The following is a 25875-nucleotide window of genomic DNA, read 5'->3' as shown; positions in this document are numbered from 1 at the left end:
GTGGAATTACTATGGAATTGCAATTTTTAGGTACAGGCGCCGGGATGCCGTCGAAAATGCGTAACACGTCATCGGTAGTTCTGAATCTTTCTGCAGAAGGAGAAGGTTTATGGTTGTTTGACTGCGGAGAAGCGACACAACATCAAATTTTACATACTTCATTGAAACCGAGTAAAATAGCTAAAGTTTTTATTACCCACTTACATGGTGATCATATATTGGGGTTACCGGGATTATTAAGCTCCAGGTCATTTCTTGGCGGTGAAGACGCACTTCATATCTATGGGCCGGTCGGTTTAGAGGAATGGTTGACAACAACCTTTCAACTCACTCAAACCCATTTAACTTATCAACTTGTCTTTCATGAAGTTACCGATGGGATTGTTTTTGAAAATGAACATTTTCTAGTCACAGCTAAATCTTTACGTCATGTGATCCCGTGCTTCGGGTATCGTATTGAACAAAAACCACTTCAAGGGAAATTACTGATCGATGAAGCAATTAAAAAGGGTGTCCCTAAAGGACCTCTGTTGAAACAATTAAAGGACGGAGAAGACATCGAATTGCCAGATGGCCGAATCGTCTTAAGTAAAGATGTAACAGGGGAACCTCAAGAAGGATTTACGGTTACAATCCTTGGCGACACGCGTTATTGTGACGAAGCAATTGAGTTGGCGAATAAGGCAGATATTTTAATCCACGAAGCAACGTTCGATATGAATACTGGCGATCTTGCAAAAGACTATGGTCATTCAACAATTGGCGATGCAGCAACCACTGCGAAAAAAGCTGAAGCAAAGACGCTTATCGCCAATCATATAAGTGCACGTTTCATGCCGAAAGACATTACAGGGTTGTTGACGCAAGGGAAAACAATTTTTCCGGAGCTTTATATTGCCGAAGACTTTACGAGATTTGAATGGAAAAACCACAAGGTAATCCAGATAGAGTAAGCAATTGCGGCTAAACCCGTTTTTTCCTTTTTGAAGGGAGAAAACGGGTTTTTTATTATTTTGACTGACAAATTCTTATTGCTATATCATATAAAAACCCCCACGAATGAGAAAATCACTTCGTAGGGGTAAATTTTTCTAGTTAATAGGTCCAACCGCGTGAATATTGTTTGGGTGACTCAATTTCCACACCAAGTTCTTTTGCTGCCGTGTAAGCCCAGTAGGGATCACGCAATAGCTCTCTAGCTAACAATACCACATCGGCCCGGTTGTTTTTCAAGATTTCTTCTGCTTGAATACCGGTAGTAATCAGTCCAACGGCGCCCGTAGAGATATCAGCACCTTCTTTGATGGTTTCAGAAAACTTCACTTGATAACCCGGATAAGCATCGATTCTGGCTGGAACGACCGCGCCGGAGCTAACATCAATTAAATCAACACCTTGAGCTTTCATCCACTTAGCCATTTCAATATAAGCTTCCGGTGTCATGCCGCCTTCCGTATAATCATATGCGGAGATCCGAACGAATAAAGGTCCTTCCCAAACAGAACGTACTACGTCGATGATTTCACGTAAAATACGATATCGATTTTCACTCGTCCCGCCGTACTCATCTGTCCGTTTATTTGATAAAGGTGATAAAAACTCATTGATGAGATAACCATGTGCGCCGTGCAATTCGATAATGTCAAAGTCGGCTTTCTTCGCACGAATCGCTCCGCTTTTGAATGCTTGAATTGTTTCTTGAATATCCTCTATTGTCATTTCAACAGGTGTTTTATAAGAATCGTTGAAAGCAATTGGAGATGGAGCATAAATATCGCCGTCGACTGTCGCTTTTCGACCGGCATGAGCGAGTTGAATACCGGTCTTTGCGCCGTGTTGTTTCATCAAGCGAACCGTTTCAGAGAGACCATCGATATGATCATCACTCCATATGCCAAGATCCTGCGCGGATATACGGCCTTCTGGTTGTACAGCCGTCGCCTCCACTATTATAAGTCCGACTTGCCCAACAGCACGCGTTGCATAATGCGTTTTGTGCCAGTCTTCAATTTTACCATCGGCATTATGACTCGAATACATGCACATCGGTGCCATTACAATGCGGTTTTTAAATTCGACTTCACGTATTTTAAAGGGTTCGAATAACTTTGCCAAATGAATAACCTCCCAAATTTAATTTCTCTACTAGTATAGCAAAGTGGAAGTGTTCAAGGCTGAATAGTGCTTAAGATAGAAAGCCAGAAGCCATACATCAAAATACTTTAACTTTGCGCACCTAGTTCTCGCGACCGTGCCGTCGCACTTTCAATGCAAGCTGAAATCGTTTCTTTAAATAAACGGTCATCCAATGCCTGCAACCCTGCTGCAGTTGTTCCACCTGGACTCGTCACATTTTCTCGCAGTTCAGCTGGCTCCGTCCCAGTTTCTTTCATCATCGCCGCAGCACCTTCAAGCGTTTGAATGATAAGCGAACGTGCAACATCTTTTGTTAGACCTTTTTCTATTGCGGCTTCTTCAAGCGCCTCCGCCAAGTAATAGACATAAGCCGGACCGCTTCCGGACAGGGCAGTCACGGCATGCAAATCATCCTCCTCAACTTCTTTCACTAATCCAATCGCTTCCAACAGACCTAGTAGCTGTTTTCTCATTTTGTCATCCACTGCGGCATTCATCGCTATGCCGGTTGCTGATTTTCCGATTGTTGCGGATGTATTCGGCATCGATCTAGCAATTGGTCTATTACCAAGACCGTTTTCAATCGTGTTAATCGAAACCCCAGCGATTACAGATAAGACCGCGGCATTTTTATTCATGTATTGGCTGATGTCCGCCATTGCTTGATGAATGTCTTTCGGCTTCGTCGCTAGAACGACAAGGTCTGCATTTTCGAATGCTTTTTTCTCCTTACATACAATCGAAACACCATATTTATTTTGCAATGAAATTAGTCTTTCATCATCGGATTTATTCATAACAAACACATCTTGTGGTTGTACCGCGCCTTGCTCTACAATTCCACCGATAATTGCCTCGGCCATCGAACCCGCACCAACAAATATAATCTTTTTCAAAAAAATCGCCTCTTTCAATTTAAAATCAAAAAAAATGCGTTCTCATCCTACTGAAAGGACGAAAACGCATGTTTCCGCGGTACCACCTAGATTTGCCGAATATACGGCACAACTTGTTTCCATCTTAACGCGAAGGATACGGTCGTGTTTCCACAACGGCTCGGAAGGAGGTTCGAAATGGGAGAGGGATATGTGGCTTTCAGCCGGTGACCACACTTTCTTATCTCCATCACCATAACTACTCGTCTTCGTCAACGCTTAAATGTTCCTTAATTAGTCTGATTATTGCATGCCATCTTATGAAAGTCAACCTACAAGAAAATTAATCATTCAATTAAAAGAAATGGTGACCTCGTCTCCTAAAAGATGTACAATGAACTGAATAGCTATTCAGTTACATGAAGGAGATTTTTCATATGATACATAAAATTAGTATCCCCACACCATTTGCTGTTGGGGATGTGAATGCGTTTCTCGTAAAAGGGGATGCGTTATCACTTATAGACGCGGGACCGAAAACACCAGAAGCATATGAAGCGCTTAAGCGCGGATTGAAAGAAGCGGGATATGCATTTTCTGATATTGAGCAAGTTTTCTTAACGCATCATCACCCAGATCATGCGGGTTGGATTGATGCATTTGATAACGCAACAGTGCTCGGACATCCATACAATGATTTATGGTTGAAACGAGACGAAGCTTTTTTTAATTATCACGACAAGTTTTATCTTGACTGCCTAATCGAAGAGGGAGTACCCGATGAACATTTAGGTTGGGTGAAAAAGATGAAAAGATCCGTTGCCCTTATGGGAGATAGACCGCTGGATAAAATACTGATTGAAGGGGATGCGCTACCGGGACATCCAGGTTGGACGGCTCTTGAGACATTGGGCCATGCGCAAAGCCATCATGTATTTTGGAATGAAGACACGCGCCAGCTGATCGGCGGTGACCTTGTCCTACCTAAAGTTGCGTCAAACCCACTTATTGAACCACCATTAGATCCAAAAGATAAGCGTCCGCGTTCATTGCTGCAATACAATGAATCTCTGAAAAGAATTCTTACATTGCCCGTTGAAGTCATTTATCCGGGCCACGGGGATGAAGTAAGAAATGCGCATCCGCTTATTGAAGCCAGACTTGAAAAACAACGAGAACGTGCCATGAAAGTACTTGCCATGATGGACAATGGATCACGTACGATTTTCGAATTAAATAAAGCTCTCTTCCCGGCTGTGTATGAAAAAGAACTCGGGCTCACATTATCCGTAACAATTGGACATACTGATTACCTTGTAGACAAAGAACTTGTTCGCGAAACTCGAGATGAAAGTGGTATTTTACATTATGAAAAAGCGTAAATCCTTCCTAATTACAGGCGCAACAAGCGGAGTAGGGTATGTACTAACAAAAAGATTGGTAAAAGCAGGACACGAAGTTTGGGCAACCGGAAGAGCACCGGAAGTATTATTGGAGCTTAGAAATGAAGGCGCACATACGATTCCTGCGGATTTATCCGAAAAAGGCGGCATTGATTTTGTCATGAAGAAAATCGGCTCCCCAGACGTTGTTATTTTTTCCGCAGGCGTCGGAAAGTTTCAATATGCGCATGAAGTTTCCAACGAAACAATACGTAAAACAATGGACATCAACGTCGTAGCACCAATCGAACTGACAAAACGTCTGCTTCCAGACATGATGGCACGGAATAGCGGCCATTTGATTTATCTTGGTTCACAGGCGGGGAAGGTTGCAACCCCGAAAGCCTCTGTCTACGCTGCGTCAAAGCATGCATTAGTAGGGTATGCGAATGCACTGCGTATGGAAGTTGCACCGTTTGGCATTCACGTAACTACAATTAACCCAGGTCCAATCGATACGCCATTCCTAGATCTCGCAGATGATACCGGGAATTACCGTGCATCATTAAGTAAGCATTTACTGACCGTAGAAACAGTAGTTGATTCAGTTATGCAATCGATTGAAAAACCTGTGAGAGAAGTGAATCTGCCTTGGTATATGGGGGTCACAAGTAAGCTTCACGCGCTTGCACCCACGCTTGTCGAGCGATTGGGCCGTAACTTCTTCATGAAAAAATAACCAAGTATGACATGAAAGGTTAGACAATAAAAAAACCAGCCGATTGATTCTTCTCTGAGGAAGAATTAATCGGCTGGTTTCATAGCTATTAAGATTTCATTTCAGGAAATGTTATGGCCAATTTTTGGTTTATATTTATGACTTCAATGAGTTCATGATCAAAAAGGTAGGGCGTATCGTTTTTATCTTGGGGTGTTATTTCTTCGTATATATTTTTTACTGACAGTACAGGAAATGTAACGGGCATAAAGCGGCCTTGGTTACGAATCGTCATATTGCCCATCAAAAATAGCTCTTTGTTAGAAGCAGCAAAACTTAGATGTCCGACTTCTTTGTTCAAGCTACCCGAAACGATTTTCACGTCCTGCAATAATGAAATCATACAAATAATAAAGTCATTGATAATGTCTAAAGGTAATTTTTCAAAGCCTAGTTGTTGGATTAAAGCGTTGAACCCGTTTCTGATTTCTTTAAACGAGAAGATATTCTCAATTTTTCTACGGTTTTTTTCTTTCCCTAAATTATTTATGATATCCTTACATTCATCCAGATAATCCTTTACATAGCCCGTACTTTTTTCTCTATGTACAATAAAGTCTGCAAGTTCTTTAATCACTTTAATATCGCGCGCATGTTCTTTAATAACCATTAAAAAACTATACACATCTTTTTCATCAAAACTTCTTTCGGAAAACTTTTTGTAGTAGTACTCAACTAATTGTTTTTCTTTTCTGTCCATCATATTCTCTCCTAATCTTGCATGCAAAATAGTTATGCTTCCTCTCAACTATAACATTTTCTATGGTAATTACCCGCACAAACAAAATGGTCAAGAGGGCAACCTCCTGACCGTTTTTAACTACTTAAATTATTGACCAGCAAAGAAAATAATAAAAATAGCAATAATCACGATAGCAACCAACGAGATAATGGTTACTTTCAAAGCGCTAATCGGCGCGTTTCCACTTACTTTTCCAGTCTGTCCATTCACTAAAAATCGGTAAACCTTATGATTGAAATGAAACGATGAAATCCAGATTGGCAATAAAATATGTTTATACGTAATGTCTTTGTAATTGGTAGAGACGCTTGTAACTTGCACAACATCACCATGAACTTGTCGTTCAATCCCATTGACAATCCGCGTATCAATCATCGCTTTGGCCCCATTCCAACCATCTTTTAATGGAATTGAATATCTTTCCGCCAGGAACCCTGATAGAAACTGAGATTTATAGTCAACAAGAGCGTTCAATTGGAAAGGTTCAATTTTATGAATAAGATCGCTAGCTACATTTCGGGAAGCTTTTACGAGAACATCATCAAAAAACTCACTGTAATTTCCGCGCTCTGTCCGCCATCTAATTTTTCGAACTTGTTCTGTTACTCGTCTAGTTTTCCCATCTTCAACGACTGTTCGCGTGACGGTGACATAATAATAGGTACCGATTCGAACGACGAAATTTGAATGCGTCTTCGAGTCGAATGTCCAATAGGGAAGATATGCCCCGGTAATTTTACTTAATTGATACGTTTTTTTAAGTGAAGAAGGCGCGAAATAACGCTTATTGATCCAAACTTTAAATTTCTCAATCGCTTCCTCTTTCGATACTTGAAAGGGAAGAACTAAGGCGGGCTTAATCCCCGCGTGATTTTCGCTGGAAGAAATATGAGATGAGCCACAAAATGTGCAAAAGTCCGCCACTTTGTCTTTATCTAAAACCGTTTCAGCACCGCAGTTCTTACATGAAAAAACACGCTTTTCATCATCCCAACTGTGGTCGTCTTTTTCTAATGCTTGTAAAAAGCTAAGTTCAATTGCATTTTCTTGCGTTTTTTCAATTTCTTTTTCACTTCCGCAAAAAGGACATTTAAGAGCTCCACTGGAAGGGTCAAAAACTGTATTCCCACCACAAGAAGAACATTGATTTACTTCTGTTTCTTCAATACTTACTGCTTCTGTTTGTTCGTTGTTTTCCAAGTTTGTCACGAGCTCACCTCATTTTCCTTCACTTTATAGCGTTTCTCCGCAGTCCCCACAAAACTTCGCATTCGGATTATTTTCATTCCCGCATTTTTCACAAGTTTTTTTGGCAAGCTGATTTGCACCGCATTCACCGCAGAACTTCGCCTCTTCATTTATCTCGGTTTTACAATTAACGCATGGCACTTTTTTCTTTTGCACGGATTTTCCGCATTCACCGCAGAATTTCGCGTTTTTATTAACAAGTGCGTCGCAATGCGGACAATTTACCTTTTCTGACCCAGGAGCCGGGGTCGCTGCATTTTGTTGTTGATTGCCCGAAAATGCATTCGCCATAACGCCGCCAAGTGCTGCACCCGCGCCTAGTCCAGCGCCTGCACCTGCGAGTCCGCCGCCTTCATTTTTTGCAGCATCCCGAAGTGCTTCGGCCGCTTGATATTGTTGATATTGTCCCAGGTTCCCGAGAACGCCCATCGACGTTCGTTTGTCCATCGCTTCTTCGACTTCTTTCGGCAACGACAAGTTTTCGATGTACAAAGAGGTGATTTCAAATCCAAACGCACTAAAACGCTCTTGCATTTTTTCTTTACCTTGTGTACTTAATTCGTCATAGAACATGGCCAAATCTAGCGCTGCAATTTTCGATTCTGCAAATAAATCCGTTAGACCGGAAATAATCATCTTTTTCAACTGGTTTTCAATGCTACTCGTATCATATGAAGCATTCGTTCCGAATAATTCTTTTAAAAAGACAGTCGGTTCAGAAACGCGGTAAGAATAAATACCATATCCGCGCAAACGAATCATTCCGAATTCTGGATCTCTCATCATAATTGGATTCGATGTACCCCATTTTTGGTTTACGAATTGTTTCGTATTGACAAAGTATACCTCTGCTTTAAAAGGTGAGTTAAAACCGGTTTTCCAAGACTTCAACTTTGTCAAAACCGGCATGTTTTGCGTCCATAATTGATGCCTACCTGGACCAAAAACATCTGCAATTTCACCTTCGTTGACAAAAATGGCCACTTGCGATTCCCTAACAGTTAACTCCGCACCCATTTTAATTTCATTATTTTGAACGGGAAATCTGTAAACCATTGTGTTTGTATGACTGTCCGTCCATTCGATTACTTCAATAAATTGACTTTTAAAGAACCCGAAAAGTCCCATATATTTTCGCCCTCCTAGTAGTTTCCATTCATATTTAAACTAATGTCATTATATCATAATACGTTTGAATCTATTTTTAGTTTCAAGTTGTAACTATTTCAAAAATTTACCGTCTACTCCATTAACGAGACAAGGAGGGAAATCGATGAAGAAAAAATTAGTATGGACGTGGTTAATTGTAATTATTTTTGTCTTTATGACAGCTTGTAGCTCAAATGATTTTATGAAAGAAGATAAGGGAAAATATGAAGTTACGGCTGAATCATCTCTTTCAAATGATATGGAGAGCGCCCAAGATAGTTCAGGGGCGGAGAGCGATGAGTCCGGTGCAGATGCTGGGGAAGAATCAGAAATAGAAGCCGGTAAACAAGTAAGCAAAGTTTCAACAAATCGAATGATCATCCACCAAGCGGGATTGCAACTGAATGTAAAAGACTTTGAAAAAGCTGAAAAAAATATAGAAAAAAGAGTACATGAGTACGGTGGATATATCGTGGAATCTAACGTATATCGGGAAGATGATGAATCAGTCAGCGGCCATATGACAGTTCGGATTCCAGAAAAACATTTTCAAAAGTTCTTGACGGCTACTGAAGGAGAAGCGGCCGATATTCTAGAGCGCACGGTAACTGGTCAGGATGTAACTGAACAATACGTGGATTTGGCGTCAAGAGTTAAGTCTAAACGCGCTGTTGAGACGAGGTTGCTTGATTTTATGAGCGATGCAGAAAAGACGGAGGATTTATTGAAAATTTCGTCTGACCTTGCGAGTATCCAAGAGGAAATTGAAGTCATTGTCGGGAAAATGAATTACTTAGAAAACCAAACCTCTTATTCGACAATTGATATTTCAATGTTTGAAAATCGCGTTATTGTACCCGGAATAGATAATAAAGACTTGGATACATGGGATAAAACGAAGAAACAGCTTGCGACAAGTACGAACTTTTTACTTGCTGCCGGTTCAGGTTTAATCGTATTTATCATTGGAAATTTACCGGTATTTGTTCTTTTGCTCCTGGTTGGGTTTGGTGTATATTTAGCTTTTGTCCGAAAACGGGTTAAGTAAATTTGAATTTCTGATATTTTAACGGACACCTGCGAATAGAATGGTTAGGTATAACGATTTTTCTAATAAAGGGGAAAACAAAATGAGTTTGAACCAAATCATCCGCATTGCAGTCATCCTTATTGGAATTATTATTGCGATCAAATTCTTGCTGTTCTTATTCGGAGGATCCAAAGATGAGTTGAGCAAATCCATTGCTGCCGATCATATTGTAAATGTGGATGTGTCCACGGATATCGGAGACATTCAAATTGCACCGCATGACGGGCATGACATACGGGTGCAACTAGAAGGAAAAGCGACGAAAAAACCGTCAAAAAAGTTTAAGTTGACTTTAAAAGAAAAAAACGGCGAAGTAGTCATTAAAGCGAAAACAAAATCCGGATTTTTCTCTTTCCGAAAATTATCTGATGGTTATACCATTTTGGTAGAGCTGCCGACTAAACAATACGATCGTCTTCTGGTCCACGCCGATGTTGCGAATATCTACGTCGATTCAATCTACGCAAATGAATCGCAAACAACCACAAACGTCGGGAATATCAATTTAATCGGAATAGGCGGGGTAGTCGATGCCGAGGCGAAAGTCGGGGATATTACAATCAGCTTGCAAAGTATAGCGAATAATATTCAAGCGAAAACGGAAGTTGGCAATATCGCCGTGAAAACAAAAGAAGCACCGCTCGCCCTTCAAACAGACCTAAATAACAGTGTCGGGAATAAAACGATAAACTTACCGAACGAAGTAGGCGGCTCAATTGGAATCGGTGGACCGAACGTTAAGTTGACAGTAGCTGTAGGGAATATTTCTTTGTCGCTAAGCGATTAATGTAATGAAAAAGCCAACTTTGATGTTGGCTTTTTCTAATTACTTTAGATCACTGTAAAAAATTCTCATTGATTAATGATAGAAAAGTGGGCTATACTAAGGTGTAGAACGTGTGTTCCGGGAGGTGTTAATATGTATAAGGATTTGCCGGATCGAAAAATTATCTGTCTTGATATGCGAAGTTTTTATGCGAGTTGTGCCGCGGTAATAGAAGGACTTGATGTCATGGAGACGCCAATCGCAATTGTCGGAAATAAGGACCGAAAAGGCGGAGTTGTCCTTGCTGCATCGCCGCCATTAAAAGAAGAATACGGGATAAAGACTGGCAATCGATTGTATGAAATACCAGATGACCCATCGATTCATCTTATCGAACCGAAGATGGGTTTTTTTCTCGATGTATCGATGGAGATTACCCGATTGCTGAACCGATACGTCCCAAAAGAGGCGATTCACACCTATAGTGTCGACGAAAGTTTTATTGACTTAAGTGGAACAGAGCGTTTGTGGGGACCTTCAGATACAATTGTCCGCCGTATACGTGAAGATCTGATGAGTCAATTTGATCTGCGGTCTGCAATTGGTATAGGTCCAAACATGCTACTCTCCAAACTTGCGCTTGATCTTGAAGCGAAAAAAACTGGAATTGCTGAATGGACGTATGATGATGTACCTGAAAAATTATGGCCTGTCGCGCCACTAAGTCGAATGTGGGGGATTGGTAGCCGCCTAGAAAAAAATCTTAATGGCATGGGGATTTTCTCCGTAGGCGACCTTGCGAATGCCCCGCTTGAAAGACTTGAAAAGAAATTCGGCGTAATGGGCAATCAGCTGTATTACCATGCGCACGGCATTGACTTATCGGACATGGGTGCACCGCTTGTCGAAGGGCAAATAAGCTACGGAAAAGGGCAAGTGCTATTCCGCGACTATGTCGAACGAGAAGATATTCTTACAGTCATTCTAGAAATGTGTGAAGATATTGGGATGCGGGCGAGGGAAGCGAAGCGGGCCGGTCGTACTGTTCATTTGGCTGCCAGTTATTCAAAGCATGCATTTGGTGGAGGTTTTAATCGATCGCGTTCGATGGCTGAAGCGACGAACGACACATTGAAAATTTACCAACTTTGTACGGCGCTACTAGATGAATTCCATGATGGACGTCCCATACGTCGGCTATCCATCAGCCTGACAAACTTGGAAGAAGAGCATTCTATGCAACTAAGTTTATTTGATGAACGGAAATGGCGAAACCGGCAACTTGGGGAGACAATCGATTCACTTAGAAATAAATACGGTTCGAATGCAGTACTACGCGCAGTATCCTATACAAAAGCAGGAACCGCTGTGGAAAGAGCAAAACTTATTGGTGGACATTTCAAGTAGGAAGATTTCGAGGGTATAATCGTCGTATTTAGAAAATAAATTTCTTTCCTATGGTATGATGGAAGAGGAATAGAATAGTGTGTGTTCATAGGTGGTTGGCACATCTGAAATCCCTATTATTTCATGCGACTTTGCATGAAAGGGAAGGAGGTGTTGCCGATGACAACATTTGAAGCATTGAGCGTAATGATTGGCTTTTCAACGCTAATCGTGACTATCGTTGCGTTGTCATATACTTTTTCAAGAAAAAAGTAAACCGCCTCTGAACCTCTAAGTGAGAGAGCGGTTTACTGCCTCGTGCTGATCGCCTTTGAAGCGATACTATTCTGTGACAGACCGTTTGATGGTGGTACATCAAACGGTCTTTTTTAATGTATGTTAATTCACTTATATTATACGTGTTAGTTATTTTTATTGCAATCACTAGCCATGTAACTATAACTAGTTTTTAAGCGGAGTATCGACCATTATACTGTGGAGAGGTTAGAAGAAAAGGTTAAGAAGGAATCGACTATTTAAAGATAAAATGAAGATAATTTGTTGTTAAGGCGCAGGAACGTGTACTTATTTATTCTGTTATTTACAAATAAAAAAAGAACATATGTGTGGTATAATGAAAGAGGAATAGAATAGTGTGTGTTCATAGGCGGTTGGCACATCTGAAATCCCTATTATTTCATGCGATTTTGCATGAATGGGAAGGAGGTGTTGCTGATGACGACATTTGAAGCGTTGAGTGTATCAATTGGATTTTCAACTCTGATTGTAACGGTCATTGCGTTGTCATATACTTTTTCAAGAAAAAAGTAAACCGCCTTTGAGCCCCAAAGCCTAGAGCGGTTTACTCCGTTGCGCTGATCGCCTTTGAAGCGATACTATTTTATTTCCAGGCCGTTTGATGGTGGTACATCAAGCGGTCTTTTTTAATGTATGTTATTTCACTTATATTATACGTGTTAGTTATTTGTATTGCAATTACTGTAGTTTGTTAGCTATATAAGCAACTCAAATAATGTACTGTCATTGTTAACTTCTTTGTAGGAAAACCCACATTGATTCATCCGCTCGATAAGGCCTTTATAATCTTCACTGTGTTTCAATTCAATGCCGACGAGTCCCGGACCGCTTTCTTTGTTGTTTTTCTTCGTGTACTCAAATGTTGTAATATCATCATCTGGTCCAAGTACTTCGTCCAAAAATTGACGAAGAGCGCCCGCGCGTTGAGGGAAATTGACAATGAAATAATAAAGTAGTCCTTCATAAATCAATGATTTTTCTTTGATTTCTTGCATTCTGCCGATATCGTTATTCCCACCACTAATGACGCACACAATCGATTTCCCTTTAATCTCTTCTTTGTAAAAATCGAGTGCAGCAATTGGTAAAGCTCCAGCCGGCTCGGCAATAATCGCATGCAAGTTATACAGTTCTAAAATCGTTGAACAGACTTTACCTTCAGGAACAGGTACGATGTCCGACACATATTTTCGGCAAATTTCATACGTGTGTTGGCCAACACATTGTACGGCGGCTCCGTCAACAAATTTGTCAATTGGGTCTACTATTGTCGCGCCTTTATTGTCGAATGCTGCTTGCATGCTTGCGGCGCCCGCTGGCTCTACGCCAATCATGCGGGTAGTAGGCGAAACATTTTTAATGTAGGTGCTTAGCCCGGATAGGAGACCCCCTCCGCCAATACTGGAAAAGACATAATCAATGGGTTCTTCGATGTCATTCATGATTTCGACAGCTACAGTCCCTTGCCCCGCGATAATATCGAGGTCATCAAATGGATGGATGAAAATCCTATCATTGTCAGTGGCATATTTCGTTGCACGGGCAGAAGAGTCGTCAAAAGTATCGCCTGTCAAAATAATTTCGACATGATCACGTCCAAACATTTTTACTTGGTTTACTTTTTGTTTTGGTGTTGTTTGGGGCATGAAAATCTTCCCGTTAATTCCTAATTGGGCACAGGCATAGGCGACGCCTTGGGCATGGTTGCCTGCACTCGCGCAAACAATTCCTTTTTCTCGAGCCATTTTTTCGACTTTCATGATTTTATAATAAGCACCGCGTAATTTGAATGAGCGAACATATTGCAAATCTTCTCTTTTTATATACACATGGCAACCATATTTTTCGGATAGCTGTTCATTTTTTTTGTAAAGGTGTGTGTGAAACCACATCTTTTAGTTGTTGATATGCTTTTAGAATGTCTTCTACATGCAATTTTTTTGTTTCTTTTTGTGTTACTGTCATTTGTATTCCCTCCGCTATCATTTACAGATTTCTCAATTATATCATGAAATTTCATTGAGTGTGTAAATATTCACAAATATTAATTCGTGAACAAAGGAAATTGCACAATGAAACAGAAAGCAATTCTTAAGAAAGTATTTCAGTATCCGAATAATTTGGAACTCGGACCTTTTATATTGTTCGCAATTTTGCTAAACTAGTAAAAGGTTTGATTTTAAAGAGAAGTAGGGGGAGTCATGTGAAAGTTTTATTACAACTGAGTTGGTTTTTTAAACAACGAAAAAAGCAATACGCTTTGGGAATTGCAGCACTTGTTCTGGTTTCCATTTTGCAGTTATTGCCGCCGAAAATCATCGGGTATATCGTAGATGCGATTACGTTAAACGAGTTGACAGCACCGAGTTTAACTAAATGGCTTATTATCCTCGGAATTGCCGGAATTCTTATGTATTTCGCTCGTTTTTATTGGCGTGTCATGATTTTCGGATCAGCAGTCCTCTTATCGCGGACGATGCGAGAAAAGTTATTCAATCATTTTACAAGAATGTCTCCTTCTTTCTATCAAAAAAGGCGCGTAGGCGATTTAATGGCCCATGCGACGAATGACATTAATGCTTTACAACAAACTGCCGGAATGGGAATTTTGACATTAGTCGATTCAATCTCAACAGGTGGATTTGTTATTTTAACGATGGCTATTACGATTAACTGGAAATTGACGTTAATCGCGCTTATTCCACTGCCATTCATGATTTTCCTGACGAGTTATTACGGAAGATTACTTCGTAAACGATTCCGGTTTGCCCAAGAAGCATTTTCCAATTTGAATGACAAGACACAGGAAAGCATTACGGGTATTAAAGTAATTAAAACGTTTGGTCAACAGAAGGAAGATATTGAGGATTTCACTGATTTATCAACCGATGTAGTCGGTAAAAATATGCGTGTGGCTAGAATAGACGCGTTATTCGATCCTACGATTACGGGAATATTTGCGGTATCTTATATTTTATCCTTTTACTTCGGAACGAAATACATCATCGCTGGGGACATGTCCATCGGTGACATGGTTGCTTTTAGTACATATCTAGGACTTCTTGTCTGGCCGATGCTCGCATTTGGATTTCTATTCAATATCGTTGAGCGCGGAAATGCTTCATATAGCCGGATTACAGAACTTTTATCCATTGCACCAGAAATTACTGATTTACCTGGAGCTATTGATAAAAGACCAGAAGGTGATTTGGCGTTCAACATTGAAGAGTTTAAATTTCCAGAAGACGAAGCGCTCGCGTTGCACAATGTCCATTTTTCGCTGAAACAAGGGGAAACAATGGGAATTGTCGGTAGAACTGGTTCTGGGAAAACAGCTATTCTTAAGCTGTTGCTACGGGAATTTGAAGGTTATAAAGGCAGCATTGTTTATGGAGGGAATCCAATCAATCAGTACAAACAGCAACGTTTACGCGAATCTATCGGATATGTTCCGCAAGATCACTTCTTATTTTCAACGACAATTGCTGAAAACATCGCATTTACAAATCCAAAAATCGCAAAAGAAAAAATCTATGAAGCTTCCCGTTTGGCGCAGATACATGATGACATTCTTGGGTTTTCGGAAGGGTATGAAACGATTGTCGGGGAACGCGGTGTGTCTTTGTCGGGTGGTCAGCAACAACGGGTATCGATTGCTCGTGCACTAATCATGGAGCCGGAACTACTCATTTTGGATGATTCATTATCCGCGGTAGATGCGAAAACGGAAGAAGCAATATTAGAAGCGCTAAAACAGACTAGAACAGGTGAAACGACTATTATTACTTCACACCGCTTAAGTGCAATACAACATGCGCATAAAATTATCGTTATGCATGAAGGAACGATTGCGGAAGCGGGCACACATGAAGAGTTATTGGCGATGGACGGTAAATATAAAGAGATGTACGAGCTGCAGCAATTAGAAGTCATGGTCGAACAAGGGGGCGAGGTATAATGTCCGTAGAAAAACAACCCAAACTAACAGGGAAAGATCAGTGGAAGGTCCTGAAAAGGCTGTTAAGTTACACCATCCCACATAAAGTAAGTATTACAATCGCACTTGTTTTACTCATAATGACAATAACGGGTAGTATCGTTAGTCCATTGATTATTCAACGTTTCATAGACAACTATTTGACGCCGTTGAATTTTCCAGAACGTGAAGTTACGGGAATTATACTACTGTATATCGGGATTCAAGTATTTATGGTCGTCGTATCTTACTTCCAATTAATGCGTTTCCAAGATATTGCGCTAAAAATAATTCAACAAATGCGAATCGATGTATTTTCAAAAGTACATGGACTGGGAATGCGCTACTTTGATAAAACACCTGCGGGAAGTATCGTTTCCCGTGTGACAAATGATACGGAATCCATCAAAGATATGTTCGTGAGCGTTATTGTTACATTTTTACAAGCAGTATTTATGCTTATCGGTGTTTATATCGCGCTCTTTTCACTTGATGTGAAGTTAGCATTTATATCTTTGTTATTAATGCCGCTATTCTTGGCGATTGTCATTATCTATAGACACTATAGTACTGACTTTTATCAGGATTTGCGTGAGCGTTTAAGCCAACTCAACGCTAAAATCGCAGAATCATTGTCAGGTATGGGAATGATCCAAGCATTTAGACAGGAAAACCGTCTTGAAGAAGAATTTGATGAGATTAACGAGAAACATTACCGCGCAGGGATGCGGAATATCAAATTCGATGGCATTCTACTCAGCCCTGCAATTGACTTGGTGTATGCCGCAGCAATTGTATTCGTACTCGGATACTTCGGTTTTATCTCACTTGAAAGTCCGATTGAGGTGGGTATTTTATATGCGTTCACGACATTAATCGGACGTCTATTCCAACCGGTTCAACAAGTGATGCAGCGACTTTCGATATTCCAACAGGCGATTGTTTCGGCATCCCGTGTATTTAAATTAATGGATGATATTGATATGGAACCTGAACAACAAATTGTGGAAAATGCTGAAATTGGTAACGGCAAAATCGAATTTCGCAATGTCTCTTTTTCCTACGATGGAAAAGCAGATGTCTTAAAAAACATCTCCTTTACAGCGAATGCCGGCGAAACGGTTGCACTCGTCGGGCATACGGGTAGCGGGAAAAGTTCCATTATTAATTTATTAATGCGCTTTTATGAATATGAGCGTGGAGATATTCTTATCGATGGTGTTTCATTGAAAGAATATCCGAAGGAAGAATTGCGTCAGAAAACGGGACTCGTCTTACAGGATCCTTTTATGTTTTATGGAGATATCGAAAGCAATATTCGTTTGCATAATAAAACGATGACGCCTGAAGAGGTTAGGGGAGCTGCGGAATTCGTACGCGCAAATGATTTTATTGAAAAACTACCAGGCAAGTATGCGCATAGAGTGACAGAACGAGGTTCTACTTTTTCAAGTGGCCAACGTCAACTCGTTGCATTTGCGCGTACGATTGCTACGAATCCAAAAATACTAGTTCTCGACGAGGCAACCGCAAACATTGACACGGAAACTGAAGTGGCGATACAAGCGAGTCTTGAGAAAATGAGAAAAGGCAGAACGACAATTGCAATTGCACATAGATTAAGTACGATTCAAGATGCGGAACTTATTCTGGTTCTTCATAAAGGCGAAATCGTCGAAAGGGGGACCCATCAAGAATTACTCACACAAAAAGGTCTCTATCATATGATGTACGAATTACAAAACAGTACAATTGAAGACGCTATTTGAGATTAATCGACTTACAGGGAATCTACTAAAATTCCTGTAAGTCGTTTTTTAATCTATAAGTCACAAAGCTTTCACAGTCATAATAAGCGAAATTATGCGCCACTTTTGTTACGATTGATGTAGTAAATTTAAGGAGGGAAATAATTGGGGACTGATTTAAATCTGTTTTTCGCCTTTGGAGCAGGCTTTCTAAGCTTCATATCGCCATGTACCTTACCTTTATATCCCGCATTTCTTTCATATATCACAGGAATGTCACTTGATGATTTACAATCGAACTCTAAACGAATGAATAAAACGGGAATGCTTCATACACTATTCTTTCTAATAGGATTTTCGCTTATCTTTGTCGCTTTGGGATTCGGCTCATCATATTTAGGTGTGTTTTTCAAACAAAATATGGAACTCTTAAGACAAGTCGGTGCGATATTTATCGTTCTATTCGGTCTTGTAATTACTGGGATATTTACACCAACGTTTTTAATGAAAGAGCGAAAGGTTCAATTTAAAAATAGACCTGCAGGTTATTTGGGAACCATGTTAATCGGACTAGGTTTTTCAGCAGGATGGACACCATGCATGGGGCCAATCATTGGTGCAATTATAGCGCTCGCTAGTACCAATCCAGGGTCAAGTATGGTTTATATGATGGCGTATGTCTTAGGATTCGCAATTCCATTTTTCGTTCTATCATTCTTTGTCACGAAAATTGGGGTCATTCGAAAGTATAGCGGTCCGATTATGAAGGGCGGCGGATACGTGATGATTGCTGTTGGAATTTTATTGTTTTTCGATGGCATGACATACATCATTACATTACTGCAGCCGATCTTCGGAGATTTTACAGGATTTTGATTTGACTATTGGAGTGAGATAAGTGGAACAGATACAATCATATGAAGAGTGGATAGAAATCGCACAAAGCCTAGATTCATTACTTCTTTTCGTGAAAACAGATAATTGTTCTGTTTGTGACGGATTGCTACCGCAAGTGGCGGCACTTCAATCGGATTATTCACTTCCTTTTTACATGGTAAATATAGCGGACGCACCTGAGATTGCAGGACAACTATCGTTATTTACTGCTCCAGTTGTACTGCTATATAAAGAAGGAAATGAATATGCTCGCTTTGCCCGTTTTGTACAGATGAATGAATTGAATAAACGTTTAGGCGAACTTGAAGAATGGGGGAAACATGTTGATTGAAGCCATTTTCACTAAAGTTCCCCCCGTTTATTTAATAATAGGGTCAACTCTCTTAGCACTTTTCATGGGGACAATGGCGGCTATTGTTCGTTCGAAAGCAGCGAAACGGCCTGTATCTGTCAAGACAATTATTTTGCCACCGATTTTTATGTCGACTGGCGCATTAATGTTCATTTTTGAAGAGTTTCGAGTTGCACCGCTACAAATATTGGAAGCGGTTGGCGTAGGGATGGTATTTTCACTTATTTTAATCAAAACAACGAATTTTGAAATTCGTGATAAAGAAATTTATATCAAACGATCTAAAGCTTTTGTCTTCATTTTATTCGGCCTTTTAATTATTCGACTTGTCGGGAAGTTAGCATTAAGCAATACGATTGATGTCGGAGAACTCGGAGGCATGTTCTGGATTCTTGCATTCGGGATGATTGTACCGTGGCGAGTCGCGATGTTTGTTAAATATAAGAAATTGCAAAATACAAAAGGTGTCGGCATTTAAACATGCTGACACCTTTTTTTAACTTGTAGTTTTACCTTTGTCTTTTTGGAATAAGTGTTCATATGGGGTTACATCGAAATTTATTTCGGCAAGTTTTTTGCGTAAGAATTTATAATCGCGTGGAGGCGTGGCAATAATATACCCTCGAATAATAAGATCCATATTTATTTTTTTCGCTTTTTCTTTAAGCGCTATTTCACCGATTTTAGCGCCGATTTTTTGCTTGGCAACAGGACGAAATAATTCGGGAACCGGTTTTGTTAGTTCCTCCAGCATCTCTTTCGCCTCGTCATTCCAAAGATGAATCGACTTATCCACATAATATTCTTCCCAGTCCAAATCGGATTTCCCATCTGCTTTTGGGAATACTTTCAAGAATTTACGGAACATAAAAAATCCGCCTATTGCAAATAACCCAACAAGGACAATCACCCAAAATACGATAAACCAAAGAAACCAACCTTCTAGCATTTCTTTCACCTCTTCCATACTAGATTACATTATAAGAGAAATTATGAAAAAAAACACGGACAACGTATCCCTTTCCATTTATTCCATCTATATAGGTGATGAAAGGGGGTGGGAAATATGGCGACAATCGAATTCAAACATGCAGTTGGCCGTGTGTTTTTTGACGGTGGTATGACGGATGATGGAAAACTCATTCGGAGATCGAAAAATTACCAAAACATTGCAGCAGGTGTCGATGCAAATAGCTTGTATAACGGGCTTGAAAAACTAGCCAGCCTATCATCACTACCGTTTATCGGTGCAGAAAAAGTTGAAACATCAACAGTGAACAACTAATTAAAAATAAGGAGGAGAGAGTAAATGGCAAAAACATTACAACTGAATTTCGCTACAGCGAGCGGCAAAAAATTGATGTTAACTGTCGATGAGCCACGTGAGGATCTTACTTCTGTGGAAGTCGAATCTGCGATGCAAGGCGTAATTAATGCAGGCGTGTTTGGGGTCGATGAATCGCTAATTGCATCAGCAACTAGCGCACGGATTGTCGAACGTACAGTTACCGAATTAATAGAAGGATAAAACGCGGCCGACCTCTTAACGCGAGGTCGGTCTTTTCGGACATTTTTTAAAAAAGGAGGTATAAGTATGGATCAATGGATTAGTCTCGTTCAAGAAATCGGCTTTCCGATAATTGTGTCCTTTTATCTACTGCACCGAATTGAAACGAAACTCATTGCGATCCATGATGCAATTGTCACGGATATTAAGAAGTAAACTTCACAGAAACGTCAGTGTTTCGCCATACTACACGTAGCCCTTTGCTTGTTCAGGAAGGGCTTTTACGTTATGATTAATGCATCATTTAATAGTGAGGGAGAAACGAATGCATAAATTTTTCAGAACATCTTTCATCGTACTTATCGTACTAATTTTGGGTGCTTGTTCCGGGAATGAGTTTAAACCGGATCATAAACTTAAAATCGAACCATTTGCATTTACAAATCAGCATAATGAAGAAGTATCGCTTGATGATTTGAAAGGTCAAGTATGGCTTGCTCAATTCGTATTTTCGAATTGTACAACCGTTTGCGGGCCAATGATGGTCAATATGGCGAACTTACAAGATGAACTTATTAAAGAAAAAGTTGAAGACTATAAAATTGTTTCCTTTACAGTTGATCCTGCTTTTGATACACCTGAAGTATTACAAGGGTACTTGGATGTATTTGCACCGTCGGATGAGTCTAAATGGGAAATGTTGACGGGCTACAAACAAGATGTAATTAGTGAAATCGCCAAAAAGTCATTTGCACAAATCGTTGTTGATGATCCTAATTCAGATCAGGTAACTCACGGCACACGCTTTGCACTTGTTAACCAAGAAGGATTAGTTGTTAAATTATATAACGGAAATGATGATGTCCCTTTTGAAGATATTGTTAAAGATATGAAGGCACTTATTAAACAAGGCGCGTAATAGAGGAGATTTAGGATAATGAAGCACAAAAAAAGTGGAATGTCTCTTAAGACAAAAGCATTGCTCATTGTCCTTTTCATACCAGTAGCGATTACGGTATTTACATTAACGGCAATTATTTGGGCAAGTGTTAACAATACGGATTTACTAAAGAAATCTGCCTATGCACTATTTGATAATCAAAATGAAATTCCACCAGAATATATCCCCGTCTATATGGAAGCTGCTGACGCTTATGATATTCCTTGGACATTACTAGCTGCACATCATCGTATTGAAACAAGGTTCTCTACGATGGACCCGCTTCTTTCACCAGTCGGTGCGGAAGGACATATGCAGTTTATGCCTTGCACATTTGTCGGTTGGACATACCCTGGATGTACAGGACTTGGAAAAGGGGATATTCCGGAGACCGATAAAACCGACCCCGCAGTTATCGAAAAATACGGCGGATACGGCGTCGATGCCAATGGGGATGGAATTGCAGATCCATACGATATCGAAGATGCAATGTTCAGTGCTGCCAAATACCTTGCGAATAGCGGCGCTGCAAAAGGCGAGTATGAAAAAGCAATTTTCAATTATAATCGGAGCGAAAAATATGTTGAAGACGTTCTTTCGTTCTTTACTAAATTTGAAGAATCGCGAAAGGAAATAGAAGCTTCACATGAAAAAAGATGAACCGCTTTAAAGCGGTTCATCTTTTTTTTATGATTTGCGCATCGCTCTTAAAATTAAGCTAACGATAAACACCAGGATTACTGCTCCGATTAAAGCTGGAAAAACGTAAAAGTCCGAAACCTTCCAACCCCATTGTCCTAAAAGCTTGCCGCCTATCCAGGCACCTATTATCCCAGCAATAATGTTACCAATTATGCCGCCTGGTATATCTTTACCTAAAATTACTCCAGCTAACCAACCAATAATACCACCAATGATTAAAAACCAAATGAAACTCATCGGGCATGTCATCTCCTTTATAACAAGTTTTGTAAGTATAACTATGGTTGGTATAACCTTATTCAGTAATTTTAAACATAAAAAACAAAAAATTATTTGATTACCTTAGCGCCCAATGTGTTTTCAAAATGACGAAGTGCCCATTCATGTCCGGCTGCATCGAAACTTGCAACTCCTGGTTCATGTATCACAATTTCAAAACCTCGATTGTATGCATCGACTGAGGTATGTAAAATACAAATATCCGTACATACGCCGACCAGATGCAGTTCAATAATACCACGAGCGCGTAATTGCAGTTCCAAGTCAGTACCTGCAAATGCGCTGAATCTTGTTTTATCTATCCAAAGAATTTCATCTTTACGCTCTTCATAAAGCTCTTGTAATGTTCCGTATAAATGACGGCCTGTAGTTCCACGAATATTATGAGGTGGGAATTGCTTTGTTTCCGGGTGATAAGGATCATCAACATCATGTACATCCACAGGCATTACGACAAAATGTTCTTCATCTAAAAACTTTTTAGTTAGTGCAGTAATATACGCTTCAAGTTCAATACCAGGCTCACCGCAAGAAAGCGCGCCGTCTAATGCTACAAAATCTACCGAGTAATCAATGACGAGTAAAGCTTTTTTCAATTAACCCAACTCCTTACTAGTAATAATTTTATGATGCCATAACAAGTTGAATCTTTCATTACATATGTTCATTTCAATAGTAATGGGGTATAGATAACTAGTCTAAAGAAATGGTTGGAAAAGGGGCTGATATCTTAATTCATTGTCGCCTATGCAACAAGGTCATTACATTTACTTATGATAAACAATAAAGTTATTGTATTTTACTTATGTATGAATCTATCGTATGATTAGGTAGAGAAAAGATGCGCTTAAATCGCCTTTTCATGTAGATACAAGGAGGAAACAAAATGGCTAAAAGCAATTTACACAACAGCCGTACTTCATTTGAGCTAGATGGTAAAACGTATAATTATTACCGTCTAAAAGCAATTGAAGAAGCCGGTGTTGCAAACATTTCCAAACTACCGTATTCAATTAAAGTATTACTTGAGTCCGTATTAAGACAACATGATGGTTATGTCATTAAAGACGAACACGTAGCAAATCTTGCAAAATGGGGGAATGAAGCTGATCCTAACGGTGAAGTACCATTCAAACCATCACGCGTTATTCTTCAAGACTTCACAGGCGTTCCTGTTGTTGTTGACCTGGCATCCCTTCGTTCAGCGATGGCTGAAATGGGTGGAGATCCAGATAAGATCAACCCTGAAATCCCGGTCGACCTTGTTATTGACCACTCCGTACAAGTAGACAGCTACGGAACTGAAGCTGCACTTCAACTAAACATGGATCTTGAATTTAAACGTAACGCAGAACGTTACCAGTTCTTAAGCTGGGCACAAAAAGCATACGACAATTACCGTGCAGTTCCACCGGCAACAGGAATCGTTCACCAAGTTAACCTTGAGTATTTGGCAAACGTCGTTCATGCGGTTGAAAACGAAGACGGCACATTCGAAGCCTATCCTGATACACTCGTTGGTACTGACTCACATACGACGATGATCAACGGTATGGGGATTCTTGGATGGGGCGTTGGTGGTATCGAAGCTGAGGCAGGAATGCTTGGCCAACCATCATACTTCCCATTACCTGAAGTTGTTGGTGTTAAATTGGTAGGAGACCTACCAAACGGCACGACTGCAACTGACCTTGCATTGAAAGTAACACAAACGCTACGTGCACATGGCGTTGTTGGTAAATTCGTTGAGTTCTTCGGACCAGGCGTTGCTGTACTTCCACTTGCGGACCGTGCAACAATTGCCAACATGGCACCTGAATACGGCGCTACATGTGGATTCTTCCCAGTTGATGAAGAAACACTTGACTACATGCGTCTAACAGGTCGTGAAGAAGAACAAATTCAAGTTGTAAAACAATATCTTGTTGAAAACGATATGTTCTTTACAGTCGACAACGAAGAGCCTGTTTACACAGAAGTTGTTGAAATCGACCTTTCTGAAATCGAACCGAACCTTGCTGGACCGAAACGTCCTCAAGACTTGATCCCACTATCAGACATGCAGCGCGAGTTTAATGATGCAGTTGTTGCGCCAGAAGGAAACCAAGGTTTTGGTTTATCTCCGAAAAAACTTTCTGAAAAAGCGACAATCGAATTCGAAGACGGCCGTTCTGTCGAGATTAAAACAGGTGACCTTGCAATCGCTGCAATCACATCATGTACAAATACATCTAACCCATACGTTATGTTAGGTGCTGGACTTGTTGCGAAAAAAGCAGTTGAAAAAGGACTTACACCTCCAGCTTACGTAAAAACATCACTTGCACCAGGTTCTAAAGTAGTTACTGGGTATCTTCAAGATTCAGGTCTTCTTCCTTACATGGAGAAAATCGGATTCAACTTAGTTGGATACGGATGTACGACATGTATCGGAAACTCAGGACCATTACTACCTGAAATTGAGAAAGTTGTTATTGAAAATGATATGCTACTTTCATCAGTTCTTTCCGGCAACCGTAACTTCGAAGGACGTATTCACCCGCTAGTAAAAGCGAACTACTTGGCTTCACCGCCACTAGTTGTTGCATATGCACTTGCTGGAACAGTTGATATCGATCTTCAAAACGACCCAATCGGTCAGGATAAAGATGGATTTGACGTCTTCTTTAAAGACATTTGGCCAACAACAGAAGAAGTTGCAGAAGCTGTTAAATCAACAGTAACACCTGAACTCTTCCGTAAAGAATATGCACGTGTATTCACAGAAAACGAAGCGTGGAACGCAATCGAAACGACAGATGATTCATTGTATGATTTCGATGAAAATTCAACTTATATTCAAAATCCACCATTCTTCGAAGGTCTTGCAAAAGAACCAGAAGATATTAAAGAACTATCAGGACTTCGCGTCATCGGTAAATTCGGTGACTCAATCACAACGGACCATATTTCACCTGCAGGCGCAATCGGAAAAGATACGCCAGCTGGTAAATACTTGACTGAGAACGGCGTAAATCCACGCTACTTCAACTCATACGGTTCCCGTCGTGGTAACCATGAGGTTATGATGCGCGGTACGTTCGCAAATATCCGTATTCGTAACCAGATTGCAAAAGGAACTGAAGGCGGCTATACAACTTACTGGCCAACAAAAGAAATCATGCCGATCTATGATGCTGCGATGAAGTATCAAGAAGATGGCACGGGTCTTGCAATCATTACAGGTCAAGACTACGGAATGGGTTCTTCACGTGACTGGGCTGCGAAAGGTACATCACTTCTTGGCATTAAAACAGTTATCGCTGAAAGCTATGAGCGTATACACCGTTCAAACCTTGTCATGATGGGTGTACTTCCACTTCAATTCATGAAAGGCGAAAGTGCTGAAACACTTGGCCTAACAGGTGAAGAGGCAATTAGCGTAAACATCGCAGAAGGTGTAAAACCACGCGATATTCTAAAAGTCACTGCAACAGCGAAAGACGGTTCAGTGAAAGAATTCGACGTTCTTGCACGTTTCGACTCCGATGTTGAAGTAGATTACTATCGTCATGGTGGAATTCTACAAATGGTTCTTCGCGACAAAATGAAAACTAACTAAGAG

The 25875-nt window shown here is 40.3% G+C and carries 27 protein-coding genes and 1 pseudogene; 19 read left to right on the top strand and 9 right to left on the bottom strand.

Annotation, left to right across the window (positions count from 1 at the left end):
* Positions 1-11: 11 nt before the first annotated feature.
* Complete coding sequence (gene rnz / locus J4G36_RS04860; protein ID WP_210468934.1) at positions 12-953, top strand: ribonuclease Z; 942 nt, start codon at positions 12-14, stop codon at positions 951-953.
* A gap of 142 nt (positions 954-1095) precedes the next feature.
* Here the strand turns inward: rnz and namA are convergent, their stop codons facing one another.
* Complete coding sequence (namA, locus tag J4G36_RS04855) at positions 1096-2115, bottom strand: NADPH dehydrogenase NamA (RefSeq protein ID WP_210468933.1); 1020 nt, start codon at positions 2113-2115, stop codon at positions 1096-1098.
* 107 nt (positions 2116-2222) lie between these two features.
* Complete coding sequence (gene proC, locus J4G36_RS04850; RefSeq protein ID WP_210468932.1) at positions 2223-3032, bottom strand: pyrroline-5-carboxylate reductase; 810 nt, start codon at positions 3030-3032, stop codon at positions 2223-2225.
* Between the two features lie 416 nt (positions 3033-3448).
* Here proC and J4G36_RS04845 point away from each other — a divergent pair, with 416 nt between their 5' ends.
* Complete coding sequence (locus J4G36_RS04845) at positions 3449-4393, top strand: MBL fold metallo-hydrolase (protein ID WP_210468931.1); 945 nt, start codon at positions 3449-3451, stop codon at positions 4391-4393.
* Positions 4380-5132 (top strand): SDR family NAD(P)-dependent oxidoreductase, encoded by a 753-nt coding sequence (locus J4G36_RS04840; RefSeq protein ID WP_210468930.1) that lies wholly within the window; start codon positions 4380-4382, stop codon positions 5130-5132. Before J4G36_RS04845 ends, J4G36_RS04840 begins: the two co-directional genes overlap by 14 nt.
* 88 nt (positions 5133-5220) lie before the next feature.
* Here J4G36_RS04840 and J4G36_RS04835 read toward each other — a convergent pair whose 3' ends face one another.
* The 3 genes from J4G36_RS04835 to J4G36_RS04825 form a co-directional block, all read right to left on the bottom strand.
* Positions 5221-5871 carry a hypothetical protein gene (locus J4G36_RS04835; RefSeq protein WP_210468929.1) on the bottom strand — a complete coding sequence of 217 codons (651 nt, stop codon included), beginning with the start codon at positions 5869-5871 and terminating at the stop codon, positions 5221-5223.
* Positions 5872-6000: 129 nt separating this feature from the next.
* Positions 6001-7122 carry a Lar family restriction alleviation protein gene (locus J4G36_RS04830; protein WP_210468928.1) on the bottom strand — a complete coding sequence of 374 codons (1122 nt, stop codon included), beginning with the start codon at positions 7120-7122 and terminating at the stop codon, positions 6001-6003.
* Between the two features lie 24 nt (positions 7123-7146).
* Positions 7147-8289: an SPFH domain-containing protein gene (locus J4G36_RS04825; RefSeq protein ID WP_210468927.1), complete on the bottom strand. Its 1143-nt coding sequence runs from the start codon at positions 8287-8289 to the stop codon at positions 7147-7149.
* Between the two features lie 145 nt (positions 8290-8434).
* Here J4G36_RS04825 and J4G36_RS04820 point away from each other — a divergent pair, with 145 nt between their 5' ends.
* From J4G36_RS04820 to J4G36_RS18445, 5 genes are all read left to right on the top strand, one after another.
* Positions 8435-9358 (top strand): DUF4349 domain-containing protein, encoded by a 924-nt coding sequence (locus J4G36_RS04820; RefSeq protein WP_210468926.1) that lies wholly within the window; start codon positions 8435-8437, stop codon positions 9356-9358.
* 82 nt (positions 9359-9440) lie between these two features.
* Positions 9441-10187, top strand: coding sequence for a DUF4097 family beta strand repeat-containing protein (locus tag J4G36_RS04815; RefSeq protein ID WP_210468925.1), 747 nt, complete (start codon positions 9441-9443; stop codon positions 10185-10187).
* 132 nt (positions 10188-10319) lie between these two features.
* A complete protein-coding gene (locus tag J4G36_RS04810) occupies positions 10320-11573 on the top strand; it encodes a Y-family DNA polymerase (RefSeq protein WP_210468924.1) in 1254 nt (417 codons plus the stop codon).
* Positions 11574-11732: 159 nt separating this feature from the next.
* Complete coding sequence (locus J4G36_RS18450; RefSeq protein ID WP_246880404.1) at positions 11733-11828, top strand: putative holin-like toxin; 96 nt, start codon at positions 11733-11735, stop codon at positions 11826-11828.
* A gap of 459 nt (positions 11829-12287) precedes the next feature.
* Positions 12288-12383, top strand: coding sequence for a putative holin-like toxin (locus tag J4G36_RS18445; protein ID WP_246880403.1), 96 nt, complete (start codon positions 12288-12290; stop codon positions 12381-12383).
* A gap of 182 nt (positions 12384-12565) precedes the next feature.
* Here J4G36_RS18445 and ilvA read toward each other — a convergent pair.
* Positions 12566-13835 (bottom strand): annotated as a pseudogene (gene ilvA, locus J4G36_RS04805) (threonine ammonia-lyase IlvA).
* A 238-nt stretch (positions 13836-14073) separates the two neighbouring features.
* On the opposite strand from ilvA, the gene J4G36_RS04800 reads away from it, so the two are divergent.
* From J4G36_RS04800 to J4G36_RS04780, 5 genes are all read left to right on the top strand, one after another.
* On the top strand, positions 14074-15828 hold the full coding sequence (locus J4G36_RS04800; protein WP_210468923.1) for an ABC transporter ATP-binding protein: 1755 nt from the start codon (positions 14074-14076) through the stop codon (positions 15826-15828).
* The gene (locus J4G36_RS04795) at positions 15828-17615 is read left to right on the top strand and encodes an ABC transporter ATP-binding protein (RefSeq protein ID WP_210468922.1); all 1788 of its coding nucleotides are present in this window, start codon (positions 15828-15830) and stop codon (positions 17613-17615) included. The genes J4G36_RS04800 and J4G36_RS04795 overlap by 1 nt, the downstream gene beginning before the upstream one ends.
* Before the next feature lie 144 nt (positions 17616-17759).
* Positions 17760-18470 carry a cytochrome c biogenesis CcdA family protein gene (locus tag J4G36_RS04790; RefSeq protein WP_210468921.1) on the top strand — a complete coding sequence of 237 codons (711 nt, stop codon included), beginning with the start codon at positions 17760-17762 and terminating at the stop codon, positions 18468-18470.
* A 22-nt stretch (positions 18471-18492) separates the two neighbouring features.
* Positions 18493-18822 (top strand): thioredoxin family protein, encoded by a 330-nt coding sequence (locus J4G36_RS04785; protein ID WP_210468920.1) that lies wholly within the window; start codon positions 18493-18495, stop codon positions 18820-18822.
* The gene (locus tag J4G36_RS04780) at positions 18815-19321 is read left to right on the top strand and encodes a CcdC family protein (protein WP_256439550.1); all 507 of its coding nucleotides are present in this window, start codon (positions 18815-18817) and stop codon (positions 19319-19321) included. Before J4G36_RS04785 ends, J4G36_RS04780 begins: the two co-directional genes overlap by 8 nt.
* An 18-nt stretch (positions 19322-19339) precedes the next feature.
* Here J4G36_RS04780 and J4G36_RS04775 read toward each other — a convergent pair whose 3' ends face one another.
* Positions 19340-19792: a DUF2621 family protein gene (locus J4G36_RS04775; RefSeq protein WP_210468919.1), complete on the bottom strand. Its 453-nt coding sequence runs from the start codon at positions 19790-19792 to the stop codon at positions 19340-19342.
* Between the two features lie 117 nt (positions 19793-19909).
* Between J4G36_RS04775 and J4G36_RS04770 the strand changes: the two genes are divergently transcribed.
* The 5 genes from J4G36_RS04770 to J4G36_RS04750 all read left to right on the top strand — a co-directional run bounded on the left by J4G36_RS04770 (position 19910) and on the right by J4G36_RS04750 (position 21950).
* A complete protein-coding gene (locus tag J4G36_RS04770) occupies positions 19910-20128 on the top strand; it encodes a DUF1659 domain-containing protein (protein ID WP_210468918.1) in 219 nt (72 codons plus the stop codon).
* A 24-nt stretch (positions 20129-20152) separates the two neighbouring features.
* Positions 20153-20371 carry a DUF2922 domain-containing protein gene (locus J4G36_RS04765; protein ID WP_210468917.1) on the top strand — a complete coding sequence of 73 codons (219 nt, stop codon included), beginning with the start codon at positions 20153-20155 and terminating at the stop codon, positions 20369-20371.
* Positions 20372-20437: 66 nt separating this feature from the next.
* A complete protein-coding gene (locus tag J4G36_RS04760; RefSeq protein ID WP_210468916.1) occupies positions 20438-20566 on the top strand; it encodes a YvrJ family protein in 129 nt (42 codons plus the stop codon).
* Positions 20567-20675: 109 nt separating this feature from the next.
* On the top strand, positions 20676-21269 hold the full coding sequence (locus J4G36_RS04755; protein ID WP_210468915.1) for an SCO family protein: 594 nt from the start codon (positions 20676-20678) through the stop codon (positions 21267-21269).
* An 18-nt stretch (positions 21270-21287) separates the two neighbouring features.
* A complete protein-coding gene (locus J4G36_RS04750) occupies positions 21288-21950 on the top strand; it encodes a lytic transglycosylase domain-containing protein (RefSeq protein WP_210468914.1) in 663 nt (220 codons plus the stop codon).
* A gap of 27 nt (positions 21951-21977) precedes the next feature.
* Here the strand turns inward: J4G36_RS04750 and J4G36_RS04745 are convergent, their stop codons facing one another.
* On the bottom strand, positions 21978-22229 hold the full coding sequence (locus J4G36_RS04745; protein WP_210468913.1) for a GlsB/YeaQ/YmgE family stress response membrane protein: 252 nt from the start codon (positions 22227-22229) through the stop codon (positions 21978-21980).
* A 92-nt stretch (positions 22230-22321) separates the two neighbouring features.
* The gene (locus J4G36_RS04740) at positions 22322-22867 is read right to left on the bottom strand and encodes a cysteine hydrolase family protein (RefSeq protein ID WP_210468912.1); all 546 of its coding nucleotides are present in this window, start codon (positions 22865-22867) and stop codon (positions 22322-22324) included.
* 290 nt (positions 22868-23157) lie between these two features.
* On the opposite strand from J4G36_RS04740, the gene acnA reads away from it, so the two are divergent.
* Positions 23158-25872, top strand: coding sequence for an aconitate hydratase AcnA (gene acnA / locus J4G36_RS04735; protein WP_210468911.1), 2715 nt, complete (start codon positions 23158-23160; stop codon positions 25870-25872).
* The last annotated feature ends 3 nt before the right edge of the window (positions 25873-25875 follow it).

Source organism: Sporosarcina sp. 6E9, assembly GCF_017921835.1.
Classification (GTDB): Bacteria; Bacillota; Bacilli; order Bacillales_A; family Planococcaceae; genus Sporosarcina.
Note: the sequence above shows the minus strand (reverse complement) of the source record. Positions and strands in the feature narration are given on the sequence as shown.